Here is a 20,101-nt window from a genome sequence, read left to right as displayed (position 1 = left end):
TTTTTAGGTGAGTTAGAAAAAAGAAAATAAGGAAAAATATGTCACAACAGGATAATGATATTATTAGTATGAGTGATTTATTGGTGACACTAATTAAGCACATTAAATTATGGCTTGTGATTGTGGTGTTAGGTGTCATTTTAAGTGTTATTTATGGTGTGAAGCATAAAGATAATTATGAGTTTAGTGCTAATCTTCTGGGACCTAGTTACATTGATAGTGGTCAACTGATAAGAGTTATGGGGACAGAGGAGTTTTCCAAACTGATTGATATTTATTATCAACACTATAGAGATAACAATCTCGGATCTAAGGATGAACTTGAAAGTAGAATGCAGTTTGATCCAGCTAAATTAATGATGACGATCAAAGCAAAAAAAGATGAGCAAGAACAAGTGAATAAAATATTTACTCATTTCATTGCCTATATTCAAAAACAACAGCAATATATTGATAACATTAATAATTGGCAGGAAAATATTGAGTTTAACCTTAAGCAACTACAACAACAGAGTAAAATATATAGTGATGTGGTGAAGAAATTTCAACATAATATGGATAGCTTAACTAAATCAAAAGATCTAGCAACCGTAAATGGTCAGGCGTTATTAAATAATCTATCCAATACAATTTTGTCTTATCAAAACCAAATGTTTCACAATGATATTAAAATACAGCATTATAAATCACAGCTAAAAACACTTAATCGTAGCACGTTTATTTATGGTGGAGTTATTAAATCGTATAAGCCTGTAGGCTTAACTTCACTAGTCATTGTGATATTGGGCATTATCTTATCGCTAATTCTAGCAACAATTATTGTGTTTATAATTGAGTTTATTAAAAATATGCGCCAAGAAGTTAAACAAAAATTAGCAAAATAAGAAGTGCCAGACTCATTGAGATATAAAATATAGTCATAACCACTGAAACAAAATCACAATGCTTGACAGCAGCTACTGTAATCCTCGAAAATACTCTACTTATAGACTTGTTGCTTTGCTTAAAGTGAAAGCAAGCCGAATGAAAACAATAAATCTGGAGTGAATAATGCCTGTAATTACCTTGCCGGACGGGTCGCAGCGTGCGTTTGAGAAACCTATTTCTGTGTATAACATTGCCTTGGATATTGGACCAGGTTTAGCAAAAGCTACCTTGGCGGGTATTGTCAATGGCAAAGAAGTAGATACGAGTTTTATCGTAGAACACGATGCAACCTTGACCTTAATTACGGCAAAGGATGACAAGGGATTAGAGATTCTACGCCACTCTTGTGCGCATTTGTTAGCGCAAGCGGTGAAACAGCTTTATCCTAATGCTCAGGTAACAATCGGTCCTGTGATTGAAGATGGCTTTTATTATGACTTTGCTTATGAACGTGCGTTTACACCCGAAGATCTGGATAAGATTGAAAAGCGTATGTACGAATTAGCGGCACAAGCTGAAACTGTGACGCGTGCTGTTAAATCACGCGATGATGCAATCACTTACTTTGAAGCTATTGGCGAGAAATATAAAGCAGAGATTATTGCTGATTTGCCGCAAGGAGAAGTACTGAGTTTATATTCACAGGGTGATTTTACCGATTTATGTCGTGGACCGCATGTGCCAAATACATCGCATCTAAAGGCTTTTAAATTAATGCGTGTGGCAGGTGCTTATTGGCGTGGCGATTCAAAAAATGAAATGTTAACGCGTATTTATGGCACGTGCTGGGCAGATAAAAAACAATTAAAAGCGTATTTAACACGTCTTGAAGAAGCTGAGAAGCGTGATCATCGTAAGATTGGTAAGGCGCTTGATTTATATCACTTTCAAGAAGAATCCCCTGGCATTGCTTTTTGGCATCCAAAGGGTACAGCCATTTGGCGTGTTGTTGAAGATTATATGCGTGCATCGAATGAAAAGTATGGTTGCACTGAGATTAGAACGCCATTGATCGCTGATATCTTGATGTGGGAGAAATCAGGGCATGCCGCAAAGTATGCTGAGAATATGTTTATGACGAATTCAGAGAATCGTGATTATGCACTTCGTCCGATGAATTGTCCAACTTGTGTTCAGGTTTATAATCATCATTTGCATAGCTATCGCGATTTGCCGATTCGCATGGCCGAGTTTGGTGTGGTTCATAGAAATGAGGCATCGGGTGCTTTGCATGGTTTATTGCGTGTCAGAAGTTTTACGCAAGATGATGGCCATATTTTCTGTACAGAGGCGCAGATTGAATCTGAAGTGGCGCAAATGGTTGAGCAATGCTTTGAGGTTTATCGCGATTTTGGTTTTACTGATTTTGATGTCAAACTCGCACTTCGTCCTGAGAATCGTGTCGGTTCAGATGAGATTTGGGATAAATCAGAAAAAGCCTTAACCGATGCGCTTAATAATCAAAAGGTTGCTTTTGACTATTTGCCTGGAGAGGGTGCATTTTATGGTCCTAAAATTGAGTTTCATTTAAAAGATGCGATAGGTCGCAGTTGGCAGTGTGGTACAATTCAGCTGGATTTATCCATGCCTATGCGCTTGGGGGCAACATTTATTGATGAAAATAGTGACAAACAAGTGCCGGTAATGTTGCATCGCGCGATCGTTGGCTCACTCGAGCGTTTTATTGGTGTTTTGATTGAGCATTATGCGGGTAAATTGCCTGTGTGGTTGTCACCGGTGCAGATCGTGCTTACTGGAATTAGCAATAAACAAGACCAATATCTCAAAGAAGTTGAGCAAAAATTAAGAAAACTTGGTATTCGTACACAAATTGACTTGAGAAATGAAAAAATAGGGTTTAAAATCCGCGAGCACACTTTAGCACGAGTGCCGTTTATGGCCATTGCTGGAGAGAAAGAGCAGTCTTTGGGTCAAATCACCGTCAGAAAGCAAGATGGTAGCGATCTAGGTGCATTAACGATTGATGCACTTGCTGAGCTTTTGTTGTCAGAAATTGAGAAAAAAGGTCGAGTAAGCCTAGAAAACCTAAATTAGGAGTTTGAATTATTAACAAAGCAGACCAGAAAACGCCGATTAATGAAAATATTCGAGCGAAAGAGGTTCGTTTAATCGGGCCGGAAGGAGAGCAAATTGGCGTTGTGTCGTTAAGACAAGCGTTAACACAGGCAGAAGAACATGGTATGGATTTGGTGGAAATTGCTTCTCAAGCAGCTCCTCCGGTATGCCGTATCATGGATTATGGCAAATTCTTGTTTGAACAAGGCAAGAAGAAAGCCGCTGCAAAAAAGAAGCAAAAGCAGATGCAGGTCAAGGAAATTAAAATCCGTCCTGGTACTGACATTGGGGACTATCAGGTAAAACTACGCAACCTGATAAAGTTCCTTGAAGGTGGCGATAAAGTCAAGATCACTGTTCGTTTTAGAGGTCGTGAGATGGCGCATCAAGAGTTAGGTGTTGATATGCTTAAACGCTTGGAAGCTGACTTAGACGAGTACGGCGTGGTTGAGCACCGACCGAAAATGGAAGGTCGCCAAATGGTTATGGTCTTAGGGCCTAAGAAAAAATAAACACATGCCAAGCGCAAGCTTGAGTATGTCAGAAAATGGTAAAATGCGGAGTATATTATGCCAAAAATAAAAACAAACCGAGGTGCTGCTAAGCGCTTTAAAAGAACTGGTAAGGGTGGTTTCAAGCATCGTGCAGCGAACCGCGCTCACATTAACACAAAGATGACAACTAAGCGTAAGCGTCATTTACGAGGTATGTCTCAAGTTGCAAAAGCAGATGTACCAAGTTTGAATCAACAAATGCCGTATGCATAAGTGTTAATAACAAATTTTTTAAAGTGGAGTAGATTATGCCTAGAGTAAAAAGAGGCGTGGAAGCACGTCGTCGTCATAAGAAGATTTTAAAACAAGCCAAAGGTTATTATGGTGCGCGTTCGCGTGTATACCGTGTTGCCAAACAAGCAGTTATCAAAGCAGGACAATATGCGTATCGTGACCGTAAGCAGAGAAAAAGACAGTTCAGAGCGCTTTGGATTGTGCGTATAAATGCCGCAGCACGTCAGCACGATTTAAGCTATAGCCTATTTATCAATGGCTTGAAAAAAGCGAATATCGAACTTGATCGTAAAGTATTGGCTGAATTAGCCGTATTCAACAAAGATGCATTTGCACAGTTAGTTGAAAAAGCAAAATCAGCATTAGCAGCTTAATCAGTAGTCGCTAATTAAATTAAAGGGTGTGCTGGGGGCAGTGCACCCTTTTTTTATGCTCAGTATTTAAGCTCTGAAATCGTATGATTTTATGTCTATTCATGAGAGATAAACTCTGTCATGGTAACTGCTGTTAACAAAAGGATACTTTAATAGTTGCTTATACTATGGTATTTATTTTGACTATTATTGAGTGAAGAGTATAAAACGCTAGGGGAATGTTTTGATGCAGAATGTAAGAAGTGGAAAGAACCAATATATGAGCTTTTGGATGCTAGTGGCGCTAGTCTCTGGCAATATGGTTGGCTCGGGGATATTTTTATTGCCATCAGGTTTGGCAAAGTTTGGTTCAATTAGTATTTTGGCATGGATTTTCACGGCCATTGGCTCGGTGTTATTAGCGCTTGTTTTTTGTAGCTTTAGCCGTTTAGTGCCCAAAGTTGATGGTGGTCCTTATACTTATGTGCGCGTGGGAATGGGGAACTTTCTAGGGTTTCAAAGTGGTTTTGGCTATTGGGTGTCATTATGGGTAGGAAACTGTGCAATCGCTTTGGCAATGGTGGGGTATTTGAGTTTCTTTTTCCCAATTTTATCGGATAAATTAATGACCGCAATTACTGCGATCGGCATTATTTGGGTACTAACAGCATTTAACATGTTTGGTGCACGTACCGTTGGTTGGTTGCAGTTATTATCAATGATAGGCAAAACAATTCCTTTACTTTTTATCATCTTTGCAGGAATTTGGTATATTCATCCGGAGTATTATTTAGAGTTTAATCGCACCGATAGTTCAAGTTTAAGTGCATTGAGTGCTGCGGCCTCATTGACTCTCTGGGCATTTATTGGTTTAGAGTCTGCGGCAGTGACGGCAAGTAAAGTCAAAAACCCACAAAAAACCATTCCATTGGCGACATTAACCGGTACATTAATTGCAGCATTTATCTATATTGCAAGCTCAACGGTGATTATGGGCATGGTGCCTGCAGCGGAGCTTGCAAACTCGAATGCGCCATTTGCTCTAGCAGCAACAGAGATTATTGGTCAAGCCGGTGGCGTATTTATCGCCGTTGCTGCAGTCATTGCTTGTTTGGGTACATTAAATGGGTGGATTATGGTGACAGCTGTTGTTTCTAAATCCATTGCTGAGACTAATCTATTCCCTAAAATTTTTGCCAAAGAAAACCGCTATGGTGCGCCAAGCTTTAGTCTAATCTTATCTGCTGTGCTAATGACGATACTGCTATTATTAACGATGTCAAAAGCTTTGATTGAGCAATTTGAATTGATCATTCTGATGGCGGTATTAACAGCACTAGTGCCATATTTCTATACGACGATATCGAATATCTTGGTGATTAAGCAACAAGATAAAGATAGTCCATTCTGGCAAATGTCGATTATTATTGCCGTACTTGCGTGCGCTTATTCATTCTGGACAGTATTAGGTTCAGGGCAGGAAGTTGTTTACTATGGCATGATCTTATTCTTTTTGGGTACACCCATTTATGCAATTGCTGAATGGGTTAATTTACAAAGAAAAGGTGGCTAAGATTAAATACTTACCCAAAAGGGCTCTTAAGTCGGAGCGGTGCACTGAGCAGCAGTCGAAGCGATGCACTGAGCGTAAGTCGCTTGGGAAAATGACAGCTTAATATCCTGCAAGGGGAGAAATGCCCCTTGATAAAATCATGCTATTGCTTTTATGCTGTGGTTATTCAGGTGTAGAAAAAGCATCAGGCTTTTCAGAACCTTCGCCAAATAAGAATTTTTCCATTTCAGTCATTAAGAATTTCTTAGATTCAGGCTCTAATAGATTAAGGCGATATTCATTGATTAGAATCGTCTGATGATCAAGCCATTTGCTCCAAGCTTCTTGCGAGATCGATTTGAAAATGCGCTGTCCAAGCTCTCCTGGGATTGGTGCGTATTGCATGGCAGTGCCTTGTTGTTTCAGTTTTTCACAAAAAATATCAGTCATGGTTTGTCTCTTTTCTTGTTTGGTTTGTATTCTTAATAAGAAACGCAGTTATTACCGCGAAATGTAGTATTAACAATTTGTCGTGTTTTATTATCAAAAACAATCCACGTTGTACAGGATAATGAATAAGTTTGACCACCAACAATCGTGCCAGGTGTCGAGATCACTGTTGTATTATTGCCATTTTGCACGGTGGTAATGTTTGTTGGCATTTGTGTGATTGGTGTGCTGACGATTTGGCGATCACTATAGACGTAAGCTGTTTGGTTATTATCAAGCTTTAATGTTTTATTTGGATATCCCCACATCTGCACAAAGTTATCAATTGTTTGACCATGCCATTGGTCTAAAATCGCACGATACTTTGCAGTGGTTGCACATGCACTCATGACAAGACTTAGCATGATGAAAAGCAATGTTTTAAGTAAAGGAGATGTTTTGTTTAGTTTCATCAAAGATCCTTATTAGTCATTGATATTATTTTGTTTCTTGAGAAAGCCTAACTTCTTCATATAAATAGTCAATAAGGAAATAGCAGCAGGTGTCACCCCTTGGATGCGTGAAGCCTCACCCAAGCTTGATGGGCGCTGTGTCATAAGCTTGTGACGTACTTCATTAGAAAGCCCTGAAACCTTGCTGTAGTCAAAATCTTGAGGAATTTGTGCATTTTCAAGGGTTTGATTGGCAAGAATTTCTTCGTTTTGACGCTCAATATATCCTGCATATTTGGCAGAGATTTCAATTTGTTCAATGGCTTGTGTGTGATCGATAAACTCACCAAGCTCTGCGATATCAGCAAGGCTTTGATAGTCGACCTCAGGGCGCTTTAATAAATCAAATAGGCTACTTTCTTTACTCATGGCTTTACCAAGAAATGATTCTAACTTATCAGCTTTAACACTTTTGGGTGCAACCCACGTGGATTTTAAACGCGAGGTTTCATTTGATATTAATGCTGCTTTGGCAAGATATGCTTCTTTATCTTTGTTGTTTAATAATCCTAGCTCAATAGCCTTTGGGCATAGACGTGCATCGGCATTATCTTCTCTTAAAATCAATCGATATTCCGCACGTGAAGTAAACATGCGATAAGGCTCTTGTGTACCCTTGGTGATTAAATCGTCAATGAGTACACCAATATATGCTTCATTACGCTTGGGTGACCAAGTCGGTTTATTTTGTGCTTTAAGCACTGCATTTAATCCGGCAATAAGACCCTGAGCACTGGCTTCTTCGTAGCCGGTTGTGCCATTGATTTGTCCAGCAAAGAAGAGATTTTCAACGTACTTGGTTTCCAAGCTTGGATATAAACCACGCGGATCAAAGAAATCATATTCAATCGCATAACCAGGGCGCGTGATATATGCGTTTTCAAAACCTTCAATACTGCGAATAAACTGCAGTTGCACATCAAATGGCAAAGAAGTCGACATGCCATTAGGGTAAAGCTCAATACTATCTAAGCCTTCAGGTTCAACAAAAATCTGATGACGATCTTTATCAGCAAAGCGCACAATTTTATCCTCAATGGATGGGCAATAACGTGGTCCAATACCATCGATCATGCCACCATACATCGCTGAGCGATCTAGGTTTTTAAGAATAATCTCATGGGTTTTAAGATTGGTGTAGGTGATATGACATGGCACTTGCAGTGGATGTTCATGTGCTTCAGTGAAAAATGAAAAACAAGGTGTTGGATCATCACCAGGCTGGACACCCATTGCTGTGAAGTTAACCGTGCGCTTGTCAATGCGCGGTGGGGTACCTGTTTTTAAACGTGCAACATCAAAAGGAAGTGCACGCAGTTTCTGCGCTAAGGCATTAGCTGGTTGGTCACCGGCACGACCGCCTTGATAGTTATTAAAGCCGATATGAATTTTTCCTGCTAGAAACGTGCCAACGGTTAAAATAACTGTTTTGGCACGAAAGCTTAATCCCATTTGCGTGACAACACCAGTAACACGATCATTTTCGATCAATAGGTCATCAACACCTTGTTGGAAAATTGATAAGTTTTCTTGGTTCTCTAGCGCATGGCGTACCGCGATTTTGTAAAGTGTGCGATCAGCTTGGGCGCGTGTTGCACGTACCGCAGGTCCTTTTCTAGCATTAAGTGTGCGAAACTGAATACCTGCTTTATCAATCGCTTTTGCCATAATGCCGCCTAAGGCATCGATTTCTTTAACCAAGTGACCTTTACCAATGCCGCCTATAGCAGGGTTACAAGACATCTGTCCTAAAGTGTCGATATTGTGTGTTAAGAGTAAAGTGTTGGCACCCATGCGTGCTGCCACCGCTGCGGCTTCTGTGCCAGCATGGCCGCCGCCAACAACGATAACATCAAAGTCTTGAGGATAAAACATCATAATAATAGATCTACTTGTTAATTTATGGTTGTTATAACTAGCTTAGTTTATTTAAAACCGATTAATTAGGCTGCAAAATTTCACTAATTTGACTAATTTTACTGATGCGCATCATATAAAAAAAACAAGGGTATGTCCATGAACTTTGAGTTTTGTCCTTAAGCCTTTGCAAGTGGTGATTTTCCCATTTTTAAGTTATCTGAGACTCAGGCATTGATCGGGGCGTAGGTATTTAGCAGGCTTGTGATATTGTGCTGTTTCTAGCAGTGCACTTATTTGTTACACTAAGCGGCAGTAATGATTTGACTGAGAGTTAAGATCTATATGAAAAATATGACAAGTGATTGTAGCATTTATTTATGTGCCCAAGAGTTGATATTATGCGTTTAAGCAAAGAAAATAGATCAATCATAAAATCTTGCGTTCATCAGGTGTTTGGTGATGATATGCGAGTATTTTTATTTGGTAGTCGCACGGATTGCTCGAAGCGCGGAGGGGATATAGATCTATATCTTTTACCTAAAAAAGACGAGGTAATCGTTAATGGGTTTAACAAAAAAATTGAGTTACTGGTGACATTAGAAAAAGCCATTGGTGAGCAAAAAATTGATGTTGTGCTTGCAAAAACTGGCGATGATAAACGATTAATAGATGATGTGGCATTAAGACAGGGGATAGAGTTATGACACCTTTGCAGGATAAGCTGGTCAAAATTTTATATGAATGTAATCAACATAAAAAAAGAATAGATTATGCGTATAACAATATGAAGCATAGGCTTCCCTTTGATGCAGAAAATTATGAACAATTTCAAGATGAGGAAATTGAGCATATTGATCAATTCTTATTTCGTTTTTCTAAATTGCAGGATGTGATGGGGGAAAAACTATTTCCAACGATACTTGGTCTTCTGGCAGAGGATGTTAAGCGCAAATCATTTATTGACATCTTAAATCGCTTAGAGGCGTTAGAGTTATTAGAGACGGATAACTGGTTGCGATTAAGGAAAATCAGAAATAGTGTTGCGCATGAATATGGCTTTAATGTGGTTGATATGGTGGAGAGCTTGAATGCTATTTATCAATCATGTACCAATTTGCTCGATATCTATGATGTAATTTACGCATTTTGTTTGCGTCGTTTTGATTTTTTAATATCCTAATACCTAGTATTACGTCAATTGTGGTTAATTTACTTTCTTTCTTGAGGAAAGAAGGGTATTTTGCTGGATTTGTTATGGTGATACATATCCGCTATGGTAGGTAGTCTAGTCGTGCTGATAAGTTATTATGATCTATGTTTATATCCCTTTAACGCAAGTGGCGACAATAAAAACGCACTGGCAATGCCGACAAATACAGCTAAGCCAAAGTAGTGAATAACCGGTGTTTGGCTAAAGGCTAATAATCCAAAGGAGAGGATGGTAGTAATCGCGGAGAGCGTGACCGCCAGCATCGTGCTATGCAAGTTTGATTTGGTTTCAGCAAAAAACAACACATAATCAACGGCAATGCCCAGTACTAGAATTAATGCCAAAATACTAAAGAGGGTGATGGGGACATTAAATATGCCAAACACGGCAAGGCTTAGCAAGGTTGCCATTGTCGGTGGTACAAAATAGCAAATCGCTTTTTTAAGACTTCTATAGCGTAACAATAATAGTAAAAATAACGCCACGAATACGATACTAAGGAGATAACTAATATATTGACGATAGGTTTTAAAGACATGAGAGATCTCATCTGCCTTGTTGATAAAGTTAGCATAAGGAAGCTCGGCGCAAATCATCTTGATATCATTCATATTGAGTTTTTGTGATAACAAAACAATGGAAGCAAAAGAAGAAAAAGAAGCAAACTGTGCGTTAGAGCTTGTTGAAGTGTTAGCTTTGCCCATCCATAAAAATTGTAAGTTTTGTGAAACGGGTGAGCTTAACCAATCGTTAACAGTCAGTGGTTTAAAAGGGATATTGCGCAAGTTCTTTTCAATGCTTTTGATTTCTTTTTTATCAACACCAATTTGGTTTAAAAAGTCACTTAATCGATTTTGTAACAAGTTTTCGCGCACAAGGGTGTAGTTCTGTTGTTGATCTTCAATACTTGGTAGATACTGACTAATCGAGATAACCGGTTGCAAGATATTTGGGTTTTGCGCTTTAATTTGATTAACTAACATGTGCTCATGACTGATCACATCTTCAGGTGTGTTACCTGTCACAACAATAAAGTCAGTACTAGCATCGCTGCCAATAATCGATTTTAACTGCTGTTCATTGGCTTTTAGTGCTTTGGGTGTTGCCTCTAAAATGCGGATATCATCATTGCTATGCAGTTTGGAGATGCCAATGGCGGCAATAATCACAAGAATCATATAGATGATCATGATTTTTTTGATACTTAAGTTTTGCCAGAGCTTAAGATAAAGCGTGGCAATGTGACAAATAAACGAATTAAAGGCGCGTTTATGTGGTTTAAGCAGATAAGGAAACAAACAGATCACAGTCAGGTATGACATAAATAAACCGCTAATGGCAAAGGTGGCAAGCTGTCTGAGTCCAGGAAAAGGGGCTATGGCGATAATCAAATAAGCAATGATAACGTTTAAAAGACCTAGAGTAATGCCAGAGAAGATGCGCTTTAACCCCACTGTTGACTGCCATAGCTTGCCACCATACAATCGATCAGCGTAGTAGAAAAAGGCATAATCAACTGATATACCAATTAAGCTGGCACCAAAAACAAGTGTGAATAAAAAGACCTTACCAAATATAAGATAAGTCACAATAAAGGCAAAAACAAAGCCGATAGCACTTGAGAATAATGTCAATAGCAATGGTGATAATGAACGAAAACTAATAAGCATTAAGAGAATGATACCAATCAGTGAACCAACACCAATGATTGACACATCATGGCGCGCGCTATCCGTGCCTGCTTTGGCATAAAACAGCATGCCGGTCATTAAAAAAGTGCTTTGTGGATAATCGCTTGTAATCGTTTGTTTAATATCACTAAAGAGATGCGTGATATTATTTTGATTACTTAAGGAAAAACTATCATCTTTTAATGTGGCGTTAATCATGCTGTACCAGATGCCATTGTCTTTGGTCATCAGGTGGTTTTTATATAAATCAAGCTTATTAGATGGTTTAGGCAAAGCTAAGATAAAGTGCTGAAAAAGCGAAAAAGGATCGTTTTGCAGAAGCTTAGAATTACTAATGCCAATAGGGTTATAGAGATTAAACAAAGCATGTTGGCTAATGGTGCCAAACTGATGTTGCATTATAAGCTTGTGATCTTTATCCGATAATAAGGATAATCGATAAGGGAAATAAAAACTAGCCCATGCTTCTTGTTCATTGGTGCTCACACCATTAGTTACACTCGAAAAATAATCAGATTGTTGAAGTCTATCACTAAATATATCCGAAGCTTGCAGTGCTTTATCTTGATCTGGATTGCCAACCAAAATAACGATTTGTTTGCCCATGGTGTTGGCAAAATCATCCGCGATCTTTTCTACACTATTAGCGTCTTTAGCACCTGGTAATAGTGCCAGCATATTGGTGTTAATGGGCAAACCTTGGAAAAGCAAAAAGACAAAGCTTAGAACGCTTAGGGTTGAAAGTATTATCCAAAGATATAAACGCTTTTTGAAACAATTCTTCTGAGAGTGCATGTTGATATAGATTTTAAACTCATGGCAGCATACTGGCAGATAATCTAGAGAAGTACAATTTTTATTTAGATATGTGATATGGTTGAGTTAGACTTTTTGTCTGTACTGTTGTATCGTTACGTTTTTGGTGTGTTTAATGGAGAAAACAAATGACAAGATCGCTCGGTGGTGCGTTTTTAGTCGTTGGGACAACGATTGGTGCTGGGATGTTATCACTGCCGCTAATTACTGCAGCCTGTGGCTTGTGGGTATCGATAGTATTAATTATTATTTCATGGTCAGTGATGTACTTGACGGGGTTAAGATTAATCAAAGTCTGCGCGCATCAGCCATTGGGGGTGAATTTTACCTCGCTGATAAAAGAAGAAATGCCCAAGAGCTTACAAGTAGTTTTCACATTGGTTTATTTGCTTTTGCTTTATGCGTTAATGGCAGCTTATACCACACAAGGTGCATCATTGGTAAACTTAGTATCACAAGCACAGGTGCCAACAGTCAGTGTTGATGCAGTTGTCTTTATCTTGATTTTTGGACTTGTTATCTTAAGCACGCGCTTAAGTGATTATGTCAATCGCTCATTTGTGTCAGTTAAACTTGTATTTTATGTGCTCTGCGTCGTGAGTATGCTGTTTGCCTTAAAGTGGGCAAATATGCTTGAGATGCCATTATCTTTCTATGCTTTGGTGTTTGCATGGCCAACACTTTTGCCTTCTTTTGGTTTTCAGAACATCATTCCCGTATTGTATGAATATCAAAAGGGTGACGTTCAAGCAGTCAAGCGTAGTGTTTTTATTGGCAGTATTGCTGTATTAGTGATCTATATCATCTGGCTTATTGTCTGCTTGGCGATTTTGCCACAACAAGGTGTGCATAGTTATGAGACGATTTTTAAAGATGGAAATACCTTAACCGCGTTGATGAGTGAGATAAAACAAGCTACCCAAAGTGCGAGTATTAATACCTTCTTATCGGTATTTGTGAATATTTCAATTATTACCTCATTTATTTGTGTTGGCTTGTCGCTTTATCACTACATTAGAGATACGTTTAGACGATTTAATATTGAGCTAAATAAAATTATTGGCTTTTTATTGACCTTTATCCCGCCATTTATATTTACGGTTTTTTACCCTAAAGGCTTCATTTTAGCATTGCAATACGCTGCGATTTTTGCAGTAGTGATTTTTGTATTCACACCAGTTTATCTTGATAAATCTAATAGAAGAGATCCTGTTAATCTGTATCCTCTAATATTGGGTGCTTTAGTCATCGTTGCTCAAGTATTAAATTTAAGCGGTATATCGCAACCTTTTTAAGCATGAAACACATGCTGCTTTAAACTGTTTCACAATATTCCTGTCACCGCATTTCCTGCGCTTTCAAATTACTCTATCCGATCTCACCGTGGCGGTGAGGGTCATCTGCATTGGATGCTAGATATGGTTCTGATGATTATCCATGATTATTGGATATTTATAAGTGAGTATAAGGATAGCTTATATTATGCATAAACTCACGGAGTCACATTTTGTTAAAAAATATGGGTGTTTGTATGTAAGGCAGACAGTTGGATGCGGTTTGATTTGATAACTCATTCCTATGAATGCAAGAAGATACCCTTAAGATATATTTCTTCATAAGGAGCCGGAATTTTATGTATCAATTTATATTCAAAATTTTTAGTAAATCCATTAGTAAATCCAGATGTATTTCTCTTCTCATTTTTGTTGTTGCTGCTGTTAGTGGATGTAGCAGTAAGGTTGGAGTTGAGGCTAGCCAGCAGACATCACAAAAAACCATTTCTCAGATAAACGCACCCAATGGACTAACTTTTTTAGCATCTAAGACAAAACCTTCAACGCATGAGATCATCGTTGATACAACTTCCACCACAATTAATTCAGTGGGTAACGACTTGGTTAAGGTTTCTATATATGACGCCTCAGAGATAAATGAAAATGAAAAACTTCAAGTAAGAGTCAAAGGTGCCGAAATGGCAGGAGCAGCCTTTAACTCTGTGGCAGAGGCAATGGTTCCCGTTGGAACTCCTGTGACATTTGAAATTACCTCTAATGGTGATACTAAGCCAGAGCAACATCAGCTAAAAATTATGTTAGATGAATCAGAGGATAACTCTGTCTCGATTAGTGCAGGAGTTGTTGAAAATTTAGATAGTATATATTTAAAATCAGTAGTCATGTCAGAAAACGGGGAATATGCTGTCGCAGCTACTGATACAGATGTCTTCTTATATAAAGAGCAAGAGAAGCATTGGAGTGAAATAACGCCAAGTGCTAATGGCAACTTCCATGTTCAGACGGTTAAACTTTCAGAAGATGGGAAGTATATATTTATTTTAGCATTAGCTTTGACAGATAGCTCAATGCGTGTTTATCGATCTAATGATTATGGTAAAAATTGGCAAGAAACAACAATAATAGATAACTTTACTTCGGTGCCTTATCTTATCAATGAGAGTGTTGATATTTCCTCAGATGGTCAATATATGGCTGTGGGTGTAACTAAATATGGTATATTTATATCGTCTGACTTTGGTCATAGTTTTCATGAAGTAGCGATTACGCAAAATATTCTTAATCAACCTGTTTTTTCTCTGAAAATATCAGCTGATGGTTCTGTAATGCTTGCCGCAACGTCTCTGAAAGGAAATATTGATATTCAAAACTACGCATTCTTATCAACTGATTTTGGGCATAACTGGAGTCAGATCAATGATAAATTATCATCGATAACGGGTGTAGCAGGTCTACCGGAAAACTATTCAATAAATACAGTAGGTGCTTCTTTATCTGGGGAAAGGCTTCTATTAGGAGGCTCGATAAATAGTACTAACGATATGCAACATATTTTGAGCATCGTATATCAATCTTTAGACAAAGGTGTTACTTGGGAGATGGTTTCAGAGCTTTCTGGAATTGCTGGAGCATACCCTTACAACTCGATAGCAATGACTTACGATGAAGAAGAAATATACGTTGGAATGAATTATATTGGTGGAAAGCAAGAGCCTCCAACGCTTATATATTATTCGAATAATGGAGGCAGCTCATATCAAGAGTTTAAAACTCCAGCAGAAATGACAAGCATTAGTAAACTCGTAGTTTCAGATAGTGGTAACACAATGGTTGTTAAAGCTTTTGGTAGAGAGTGTGGTGAAAATGCATCATCTTGCGCTATTAATTATATTAATTATTTTGGCAATGAGTATTCCATGTATTTTCCTTATCAATCAATTGTCGATGTTGCAGTATCAAAAGATGGTCAGAGTTCTATGGTGGGCGTGTTAGAAGAAGTAAACCAGATTGATAAACCCAACCTTTTGCACTTCAACTTTGACTGCCTAACAAATACATTTGGTGATGCTAATTGTAATAAAGCCTACTTGGTTTGGTAAAGCTTGCATTAAAAGATGTAAATACAAGTAAAGTAACGATAAAAATATATATGGAGAAATAAATGAAGTAAATAAAATTAAAAAATAATAAATCTTAGATTACTAAATGTTTATGTTAAAATTTCAAAAGGGGAAAACATGAAGAAAATAATAGTTTGTCTATTTGGTATTACTTTAGGAAACATAAGTTATGCGCAATCTGATTTTCTGGCGCTTGATGTAGAATCAACAGATATCACTCATAGCGAAACAGGAGGCTCTGCTTTAAGTCCATATGACGGGGCTTTTGACGATGCTTCTGAAATAACGGTTGATATTAGTGCAAAAAATACAGACGGTGATACTGATATCGCAATTGATGTGATGGCTTCTGGTATACAGTTTTATGCTACAGCTTCAGACGAAGCAGTTGGCTCAGGGCTTGCACTTGGTTCAGAGCAACTTTTAACATATCAGTTTCCTAACGATCCAGATAAGCGTTCACAAGTAACTGCAAACATAGATATAAGCTCTTTAGATTCGACTATTACGAATCAGATAGAAAAAGGGGATTATGTTACTTATAAACTACGCATCGTAGAACAAAACCCAGCAGGCGATTCAACTCAACTGGTAAATTACAGTACCCTTTATGCTTTTGACTCAGATTGTATTCAAACTACAGATAAGATTTTTTGTGTTCCAATAACTATCGAACGACTTAATGAACTAAACACAGTACCTTCTCCAACCCATACTTACAATAAGAAGGAAAGCTCAACAGATTGGGTTACTATTAGTCATGGTGAGAATGGCATGAGTTTGGATGATGATGTGGTTGGTCCTGTAGAGTTTTGTGCAGGTTTGAAGATTAATAACAAAGCAATGAGATTGCCGTCATCTAATGATATACTTGCACTGAAATCATGGCTAGATAGCGATAGTTCTGATCTTACAACTTATGCATGGCCTGTTGAAGTAAACTATATATCATCAACTCCTTCGAATGATCCAATCGCACCATATACAGCAGTTTATATGAATCCAAACCCACCTGATGGTACTACCTACGGTGGTGTCTATAACGTTTATGATTCAAGTACACAGTATGTGATGTGTGTGCAAGATACAGTTTAAATTACTGAAGTTACGTACTTTAGAAAAAAACTATGATTTTATATAAACACCCTGTCAGCCTGCGGCTGTCACTCCTTGAAAAGAGGGGAATTGGGCGACGGTCATTTTAATTCCCTTCTTTTCAAGAGGGGTGCTTAAGCTTGCGAGGCGGGGTGTTGAAATAGAAAAAATGCGCGAAATTCAATAGCAGGAAAACTGTAGGATGGTTGTGATGGGTATATAGGTATTGGTGAAATATTGTAAAGCTAAAATATATGGGGGAAAATAAAGCGTGATTAACTATAGCTTATTAATGTGTTGGTTTAAAAGCCTTTTTGATGTGGGAAGTAAGGGGTATTTATTAACTTCTAAGTATTTCTCAATAAGTTTTATAAGTCTTGTGGCTTTTAATCAAGTCAATGGAAGCACCAAGGGTGTAAAATCAGATACCTGTGTTCCAGGTCGTGGAGACCAAAAAACTACTTTATTTGATGTTAAATCATCAGAGTTTCAGACTAATATATATGTTAAAGATTTAAAAGTTTTGGTTGATGGTGGTGAAGACCCTAAGTTAGGGACAGATACAAAAGTTTATGCGAATTATATTTATTGTGATAATAATGTTGGAGAGGAAGGACTATCAGTTTATGAGTGGTACTTTAATGGCAATAAAATAGACTCAGTTAACACTGCTTACATTCGTTTAAACCATGAAGATATGATATCTTCTGGAAGACCAGGAATTTTAACCTTTATAGTCACACCAATCCAAGCAAATCCTAGTGGAGATGTTGCTGGGGTTCCATCAAAAACATCTATCTACATTGACAACTATCGTGATGGAATTCCAGAGTCAGTATTTGCAAAAAGTTGGCTAAACCAAGGTGCTAATCATGGCTTTAATTCAATGTATAAATTTGAAAGTGAATTTTTTGCCTCAACGGGTAATGATGCTTATGCCATTTTTGATAATAGTACCTATGAACTAACTCAAGGTGGAAATGATGAAGTTACTGATAAACTTGGATCATATAAAGATGATATTGAAAGCAACGGAATCAAATCTTTGTACTCAAATAAAAGTTCTCTGGCTGCTTTATTGAATGATGGCAATGGCACGTTAATTATTTGGGGGGCAAAATTTGATCCATCAAATAATACTGGAGTTTTTAATAATATTGCTAGAGTTTATCCAGGTATTGATGAGTATGTTGTAATAAACTCAAGCGGTGAGCTAAAGTTAATCTCCTCCTCTAATGTTAATACACTACAAGATCCACCGCTAGATCAAGAGATCCTACTTGAGCTGAAAAATAATGTTAGAGCAGTTTACCGTAGTGGTAGTGATGAAGATGAAGCACCTTTTGCCTATGCAGTATTGACTAAAGATTATAATGTTTATTCTTGGGGTGATATAGAAGCCGGCGGAGAGATAACTCTTAATAATCAAGCAGCAATTGATAATCATAATGCCATTGCAGTTTATTCCACAAGAAGTGCTTTTGCCGTATTATTGGGAAATCTAACTGTAGTCAGTTGGGGAAATGCAGATGAAGGAGGGACCATAACCAGTGGCGCTTCTAGTATAAAAAATATAGCAGCGACACAAACTTCATTCTCAGGACTTAAAATTGTCAAAAATGGTGTAGACATATCTAAAAGTGCGGTTACATGGGGAGAGCTACGAACTACCGAGCCTCCAGTATTGGACGGAATGATAGATCCTGAATTCTTTTCTAATCGCAATGCTTTTTTAGCAGTTGATATGGATGAATCTAAGCAAAATTATATTGCAAAGGCTTGGGGAAATATTGATAAGACTGCTGAAGTAGACACTAGAGAAGAGATTATAGATAGTGAGCAACATAAGGGTTTGACAATTGGTACAACAATGAATTCATTTATCTTATTAACACCTAACAACACTTTGGGTGAATATGATTTGCGCATTTGGGGTAATGAAGGGTTCTTGCCACAGGATATAGATAAATATGTTAAAACTAATAGCCTCTTAGATGCAAAAGGAAGCAAAGATGCTTTTGCTGCTTCGTTTGTTAACATGCCCAAATCAGTTGTTAGTTGGTCTGAGGATAAACGATATGATACATCACTTATTAAGTCTGATATTATAAATATATTTACATCCAATTCAGATAATATCAGAATAGGTTATGGGTGTTTGCATATTGTTCAAACCGAGAGTTTAGTTTCAGATTGGCAAGCTTGCGCAGGACAGGCACCAATAATCGTGTCAGAATCTCCGAAAACTGTGCTGGAAGATACTACATCTAGGTTTGATAAAACAAGTATAATAGTGACCGACGCTGATCGTGATTTAGAAGCTATAGAGATAAGTGTAGATAAGGGTGTTCTAAATCTACCTGCTTTTGGCGAAGGCAGTGGTGATGGAACAAATCAAGTAACGATAACAGGGTTTAATGGAAATTTTACTCACTCAGGAATCGTAAGAAGCATATACGAAGGTATTTCTTATACCCCAGAAAGCAACTATGTTGGTCAGGCTTATCTAACAATTAATGCTGTTGATACTACAGGTCTCTATGCAATCGAAAAAACAAGTATAATTAACGTGCTAAACACAAATGATCCTCCTATGATCACTGCAGAATCTATAATAGAAGTAGAAGAAGATGAAGTAGGTTCTATAGATGCTGTTATGGTTTCGGATATTGAAGGAAATTTAGCAAGAGTAACGCTTGATGTAGAGAGTGGTACACTAAATATTCCCTATTCCGAAGGCTTTGGTCATGATACATCTACACTACTTATAACAGGGTATAGAGGAAACTTTGGTCAGGATGCAATACAAGAAGCTCTAGCAAGCATTGAATTCACACCAGAACCAGATTTCTTTGGCGAAGTTGAAATGATAATTTATGCCACTGATGCTCAAGGTTTAAGTGCCGATCCATTAGCAGTTTCTATTCAAGTAAATGATGTAAATGATCCTCCAGTATTTAATAGTCCATTAGATCTAATAATTTTACCCGTAGATACTACGACTGCCATAGTAGATGCTGGTGAAGCGGATGATATTGATGGTAATCTATCATATGTGGAATACACGATAAGTTACAGTAATCCTGGTGAGGAAGTCGTACTATTTTTGCCCGAAAATACTGAAGGTACTGGCAACAATACAACAAGCGTGACCATCACAGGAATTAATGGTGAACATAATCAAGATGCAATAATTGAAGCTTTAAGTGAGGGTATTGGTATTTCAACACAATCAGGCTATAGAGGGTTTATTGACCTAGCAGTTTATGCCTATGATGATGATGGCGCGTCGTCCAATTATGGCGAGATTGCTGTATGTATTGGGTGTAACCAACCAACAATCAGGGACAATTGATATAAAACTTCTGATCAGCAAC

16 protein-coding genes are annotated in these 20,101 nt (G+C 37.8%); 12 read left to right on the top strand and 4 right to left on the bottom strand.

Annotated features, from left to right (window positions below):
* Positions 1–38: 38 nt before the first annotated feature.
* The 6 genes from IE867_RS01955 (at position 39) to IE867_RS01930 (ending at position 5,717) form a co-directional block, all read left to right on the top strand.
* On the top strand, positions 39–884 hold the full coding sequence (locus IE867_RS01955; protein WP_192483093.1) for a hypothetical protein: 846 nt from the start codon (positions 39–41) through the stop codon (positions 882–884).
* Between the two features lie 166 nt (positions 885–1,050).
* Positions 1,051–2,982 (top strand): threonine--tRNA ligase, encoded by a 1,932-nt coding sequence (gene thrS, locus IE867_RS01950; protein WP_192483092.1) that lies wholly within the window; start codon positions 1,051–1,053, stop codon positions 2,980–2,982.
* A gap of 11 nt (positions 2,983–2,993) precedes the next feature.
* Entirely contained in the window at positions 2,994–3,515 is a 522-nt protein-coding gene (gene infC, locus IE867_RS01945; RefSeq protein WP_192483216.1) for a translation initiation factor IF-3, read from the top strand.
* Positions 3,516–3,572: 57 nt separating this feature from the next.
* A complete protein-coding gene (gene rpmI, locus IE867_RS01940) occupies positions 3,573–3,770 on the top strand; it encodes a 50S ribosomal protein L35 (RefSeq protein ID WP_192483091.1) in 198 nt (65 codons plus the stop codon).
* Between the two features lie 35 nt (positions 3,771–3,805).
* A complete protein-coding gene (gene rplT / locus IE867_RS01935) occupies positions 3,806–4,165 on the top strand; it encodes a 50S ribosomal protein L20 (protein ID WP_117003271.1) in 360 nt (119 codons plus the stop codon).
* Positions 4,166–4,391: 226 nt separating this feature from the next.
* Positions 4,392–5,717 (top strand): amino acid permease, encoded by a 1,326-nt coding sequence (locus IE867_RS01930; RefSeq protein WP_192483090.1) that lies wholly within the window; start codon positions 4,392–4,394, stop codon positions 5,715–5,717.
* 162 nt (positions 5,718–5,879) lie between these two features.
* Here IE867_RS01930 and IE867_RS01925 read toward each other — a convergent pair whose 3' ends face one another.
* The 3 genes from IE867_RS01925 to mnmG are packed head-to-tail and all read right to left on the bottom strand — an operon-like array spanning position 5,880 to position 8,512.
* Entirely contained in the window at positions 5,880–6,146 is a 267-nt protein-coding gene (locus IE867_RS01925; RefSeq protein WP_192483089.1) for an oxidative damage protection protein, read from the bottom strand.
* Positions 6,147–6,178: 32 nt separating this feature from the next.
* Positions 6,179–6,598, bottom strand: a complete 420-nt coding sequence (locus IE867_RS01920) for a hypothetical protein (protein ID WP_192483088.1) — start codon at positions 6,596–6,598, stop codon at positions 6,179–6,181.
* Positions 6,599–6,610: 12 nt separating this feature from the next.
* Positions 6,611–8,512 carry a tRNA uridine-5-carboxymethylaminomethyl(34) synthesis enzyme MnmG gene (gene mnmG / locus IE867_RS01915; protein WP_192483215.1) on the bottom strand — a complete coding sequence of 634 codons (1,902 nt, stop codon included), beginning with the start codon at positions 8,510–8,512 and terminating at the stop codon, positions 6,611–6,613.
* A gap of 362 nt (positions 8,513–8,874) precedes the next feature.
* Between mnmG and IE867_RS01910 the strand changes: the two genes are divergently transcribed.
* Complete coding sequence (locus tag IE867_RS01910) at positions 8,875–9,201, top strand: nucleotidyltransferase family protein (protein WP_203249616.1); 327 nt, start codon at positions 8,875–8,877, stop codon at positions 9,199–9,201.
* Positions 9,198–9,677, top strand: coding sequence for a hypothetical protein (locus tag IE867_RS01905; protein ID WP_192483087.1), 480 nt, complete (start codon positions 9,198–9,200; stop codon positions 9,675–9,677). The genes IE867_RS01910 and IE867_RS01905 overlap by 4 nt, the downstream gene beginning before the upstream one ends.
* A 125-nt stretch (positions 9,678–9,802) precedes the next feature.
* Here the strand turns inward: IE867_RS01905 and IE867_RS01900 are convergent, their stop codons facing one another.
* Entirely contained in the window at positions 9,803–12,109 is a 2,307-nt protein-coding gene (locus IE867_RS01900; RefSeq protein ID WP_192483086.1) for an MMPL family transporter, read from the bottom strand.
* A gap of 233 nt (positions 12,110–12,342) precedes the next feature.
* Here IE867_RS01900 and IE867_RS01895 point away from each other — a divergent pair, with 233 nt between their 5' ends.
* From IE867_RS01895 to IE867_RS01880, 4 genes are all read left to right on the top strand, one after another.
* Complete coding sequence (locus IE867_RS01895) at positions 12,343–13,509, top strand: amino acid permease (RefSeq protein WP_192483085.1); 1,167 nt, start codon at positions 12,343–12,345, stop codon at positions 13,507–13,509.
* A gap of 338 nt (positions 13,510–13,847) precedes the next feature.
* Positions 13,848–15,608, top strand: coding sequence for a VPS10 domain-containing protein (locus IE867_RS01890; protein WP_192483084.1), 1,761 nt, complete (start codon positions 13,848–13,850; stop codon positions 15,606–15,608).
* A 138-nt stretch (positions 15,609–15,746) separates the two neighbouring features.
* Positions 15,747–16,724: a hypothetical protein gene (locus tag IE867_RS01885; protein WP_192483083.1), complete on the top strand. Its 978-nt coding sequence runs from the start codon at positions 15,747–15,749 to the stop codon at positions 16,722–16,724.
* 271 nt (positions 16,725–16,995) lie between these two features.
* Entirely contained in the window at positions 16,996–20,079 is a 3,084-nt protein-coding gene (locus IE867_RS01880; protein WP_192483082.1) for a hypothetical protein, read from the top strand.
* Positions 20,080–20,101: the final 22 nt, after the last annotated feature.

It is taken from the genome of Cysteiniphilum marinum, assembly GCF_014857925.1.
In the GTDB taxonomy this organism is placed as follows: domain Bacteria; phylum Pseudomonadota; class Gammaproteobacteria; order Francisellales; family Francisellaceae; genus Caedibacter; species Caedibacter marinus.
Note: the sequence above shows the minus strand (reverse complement) of the source record. Positions and strands in the feature narration are given on the sequence as shown.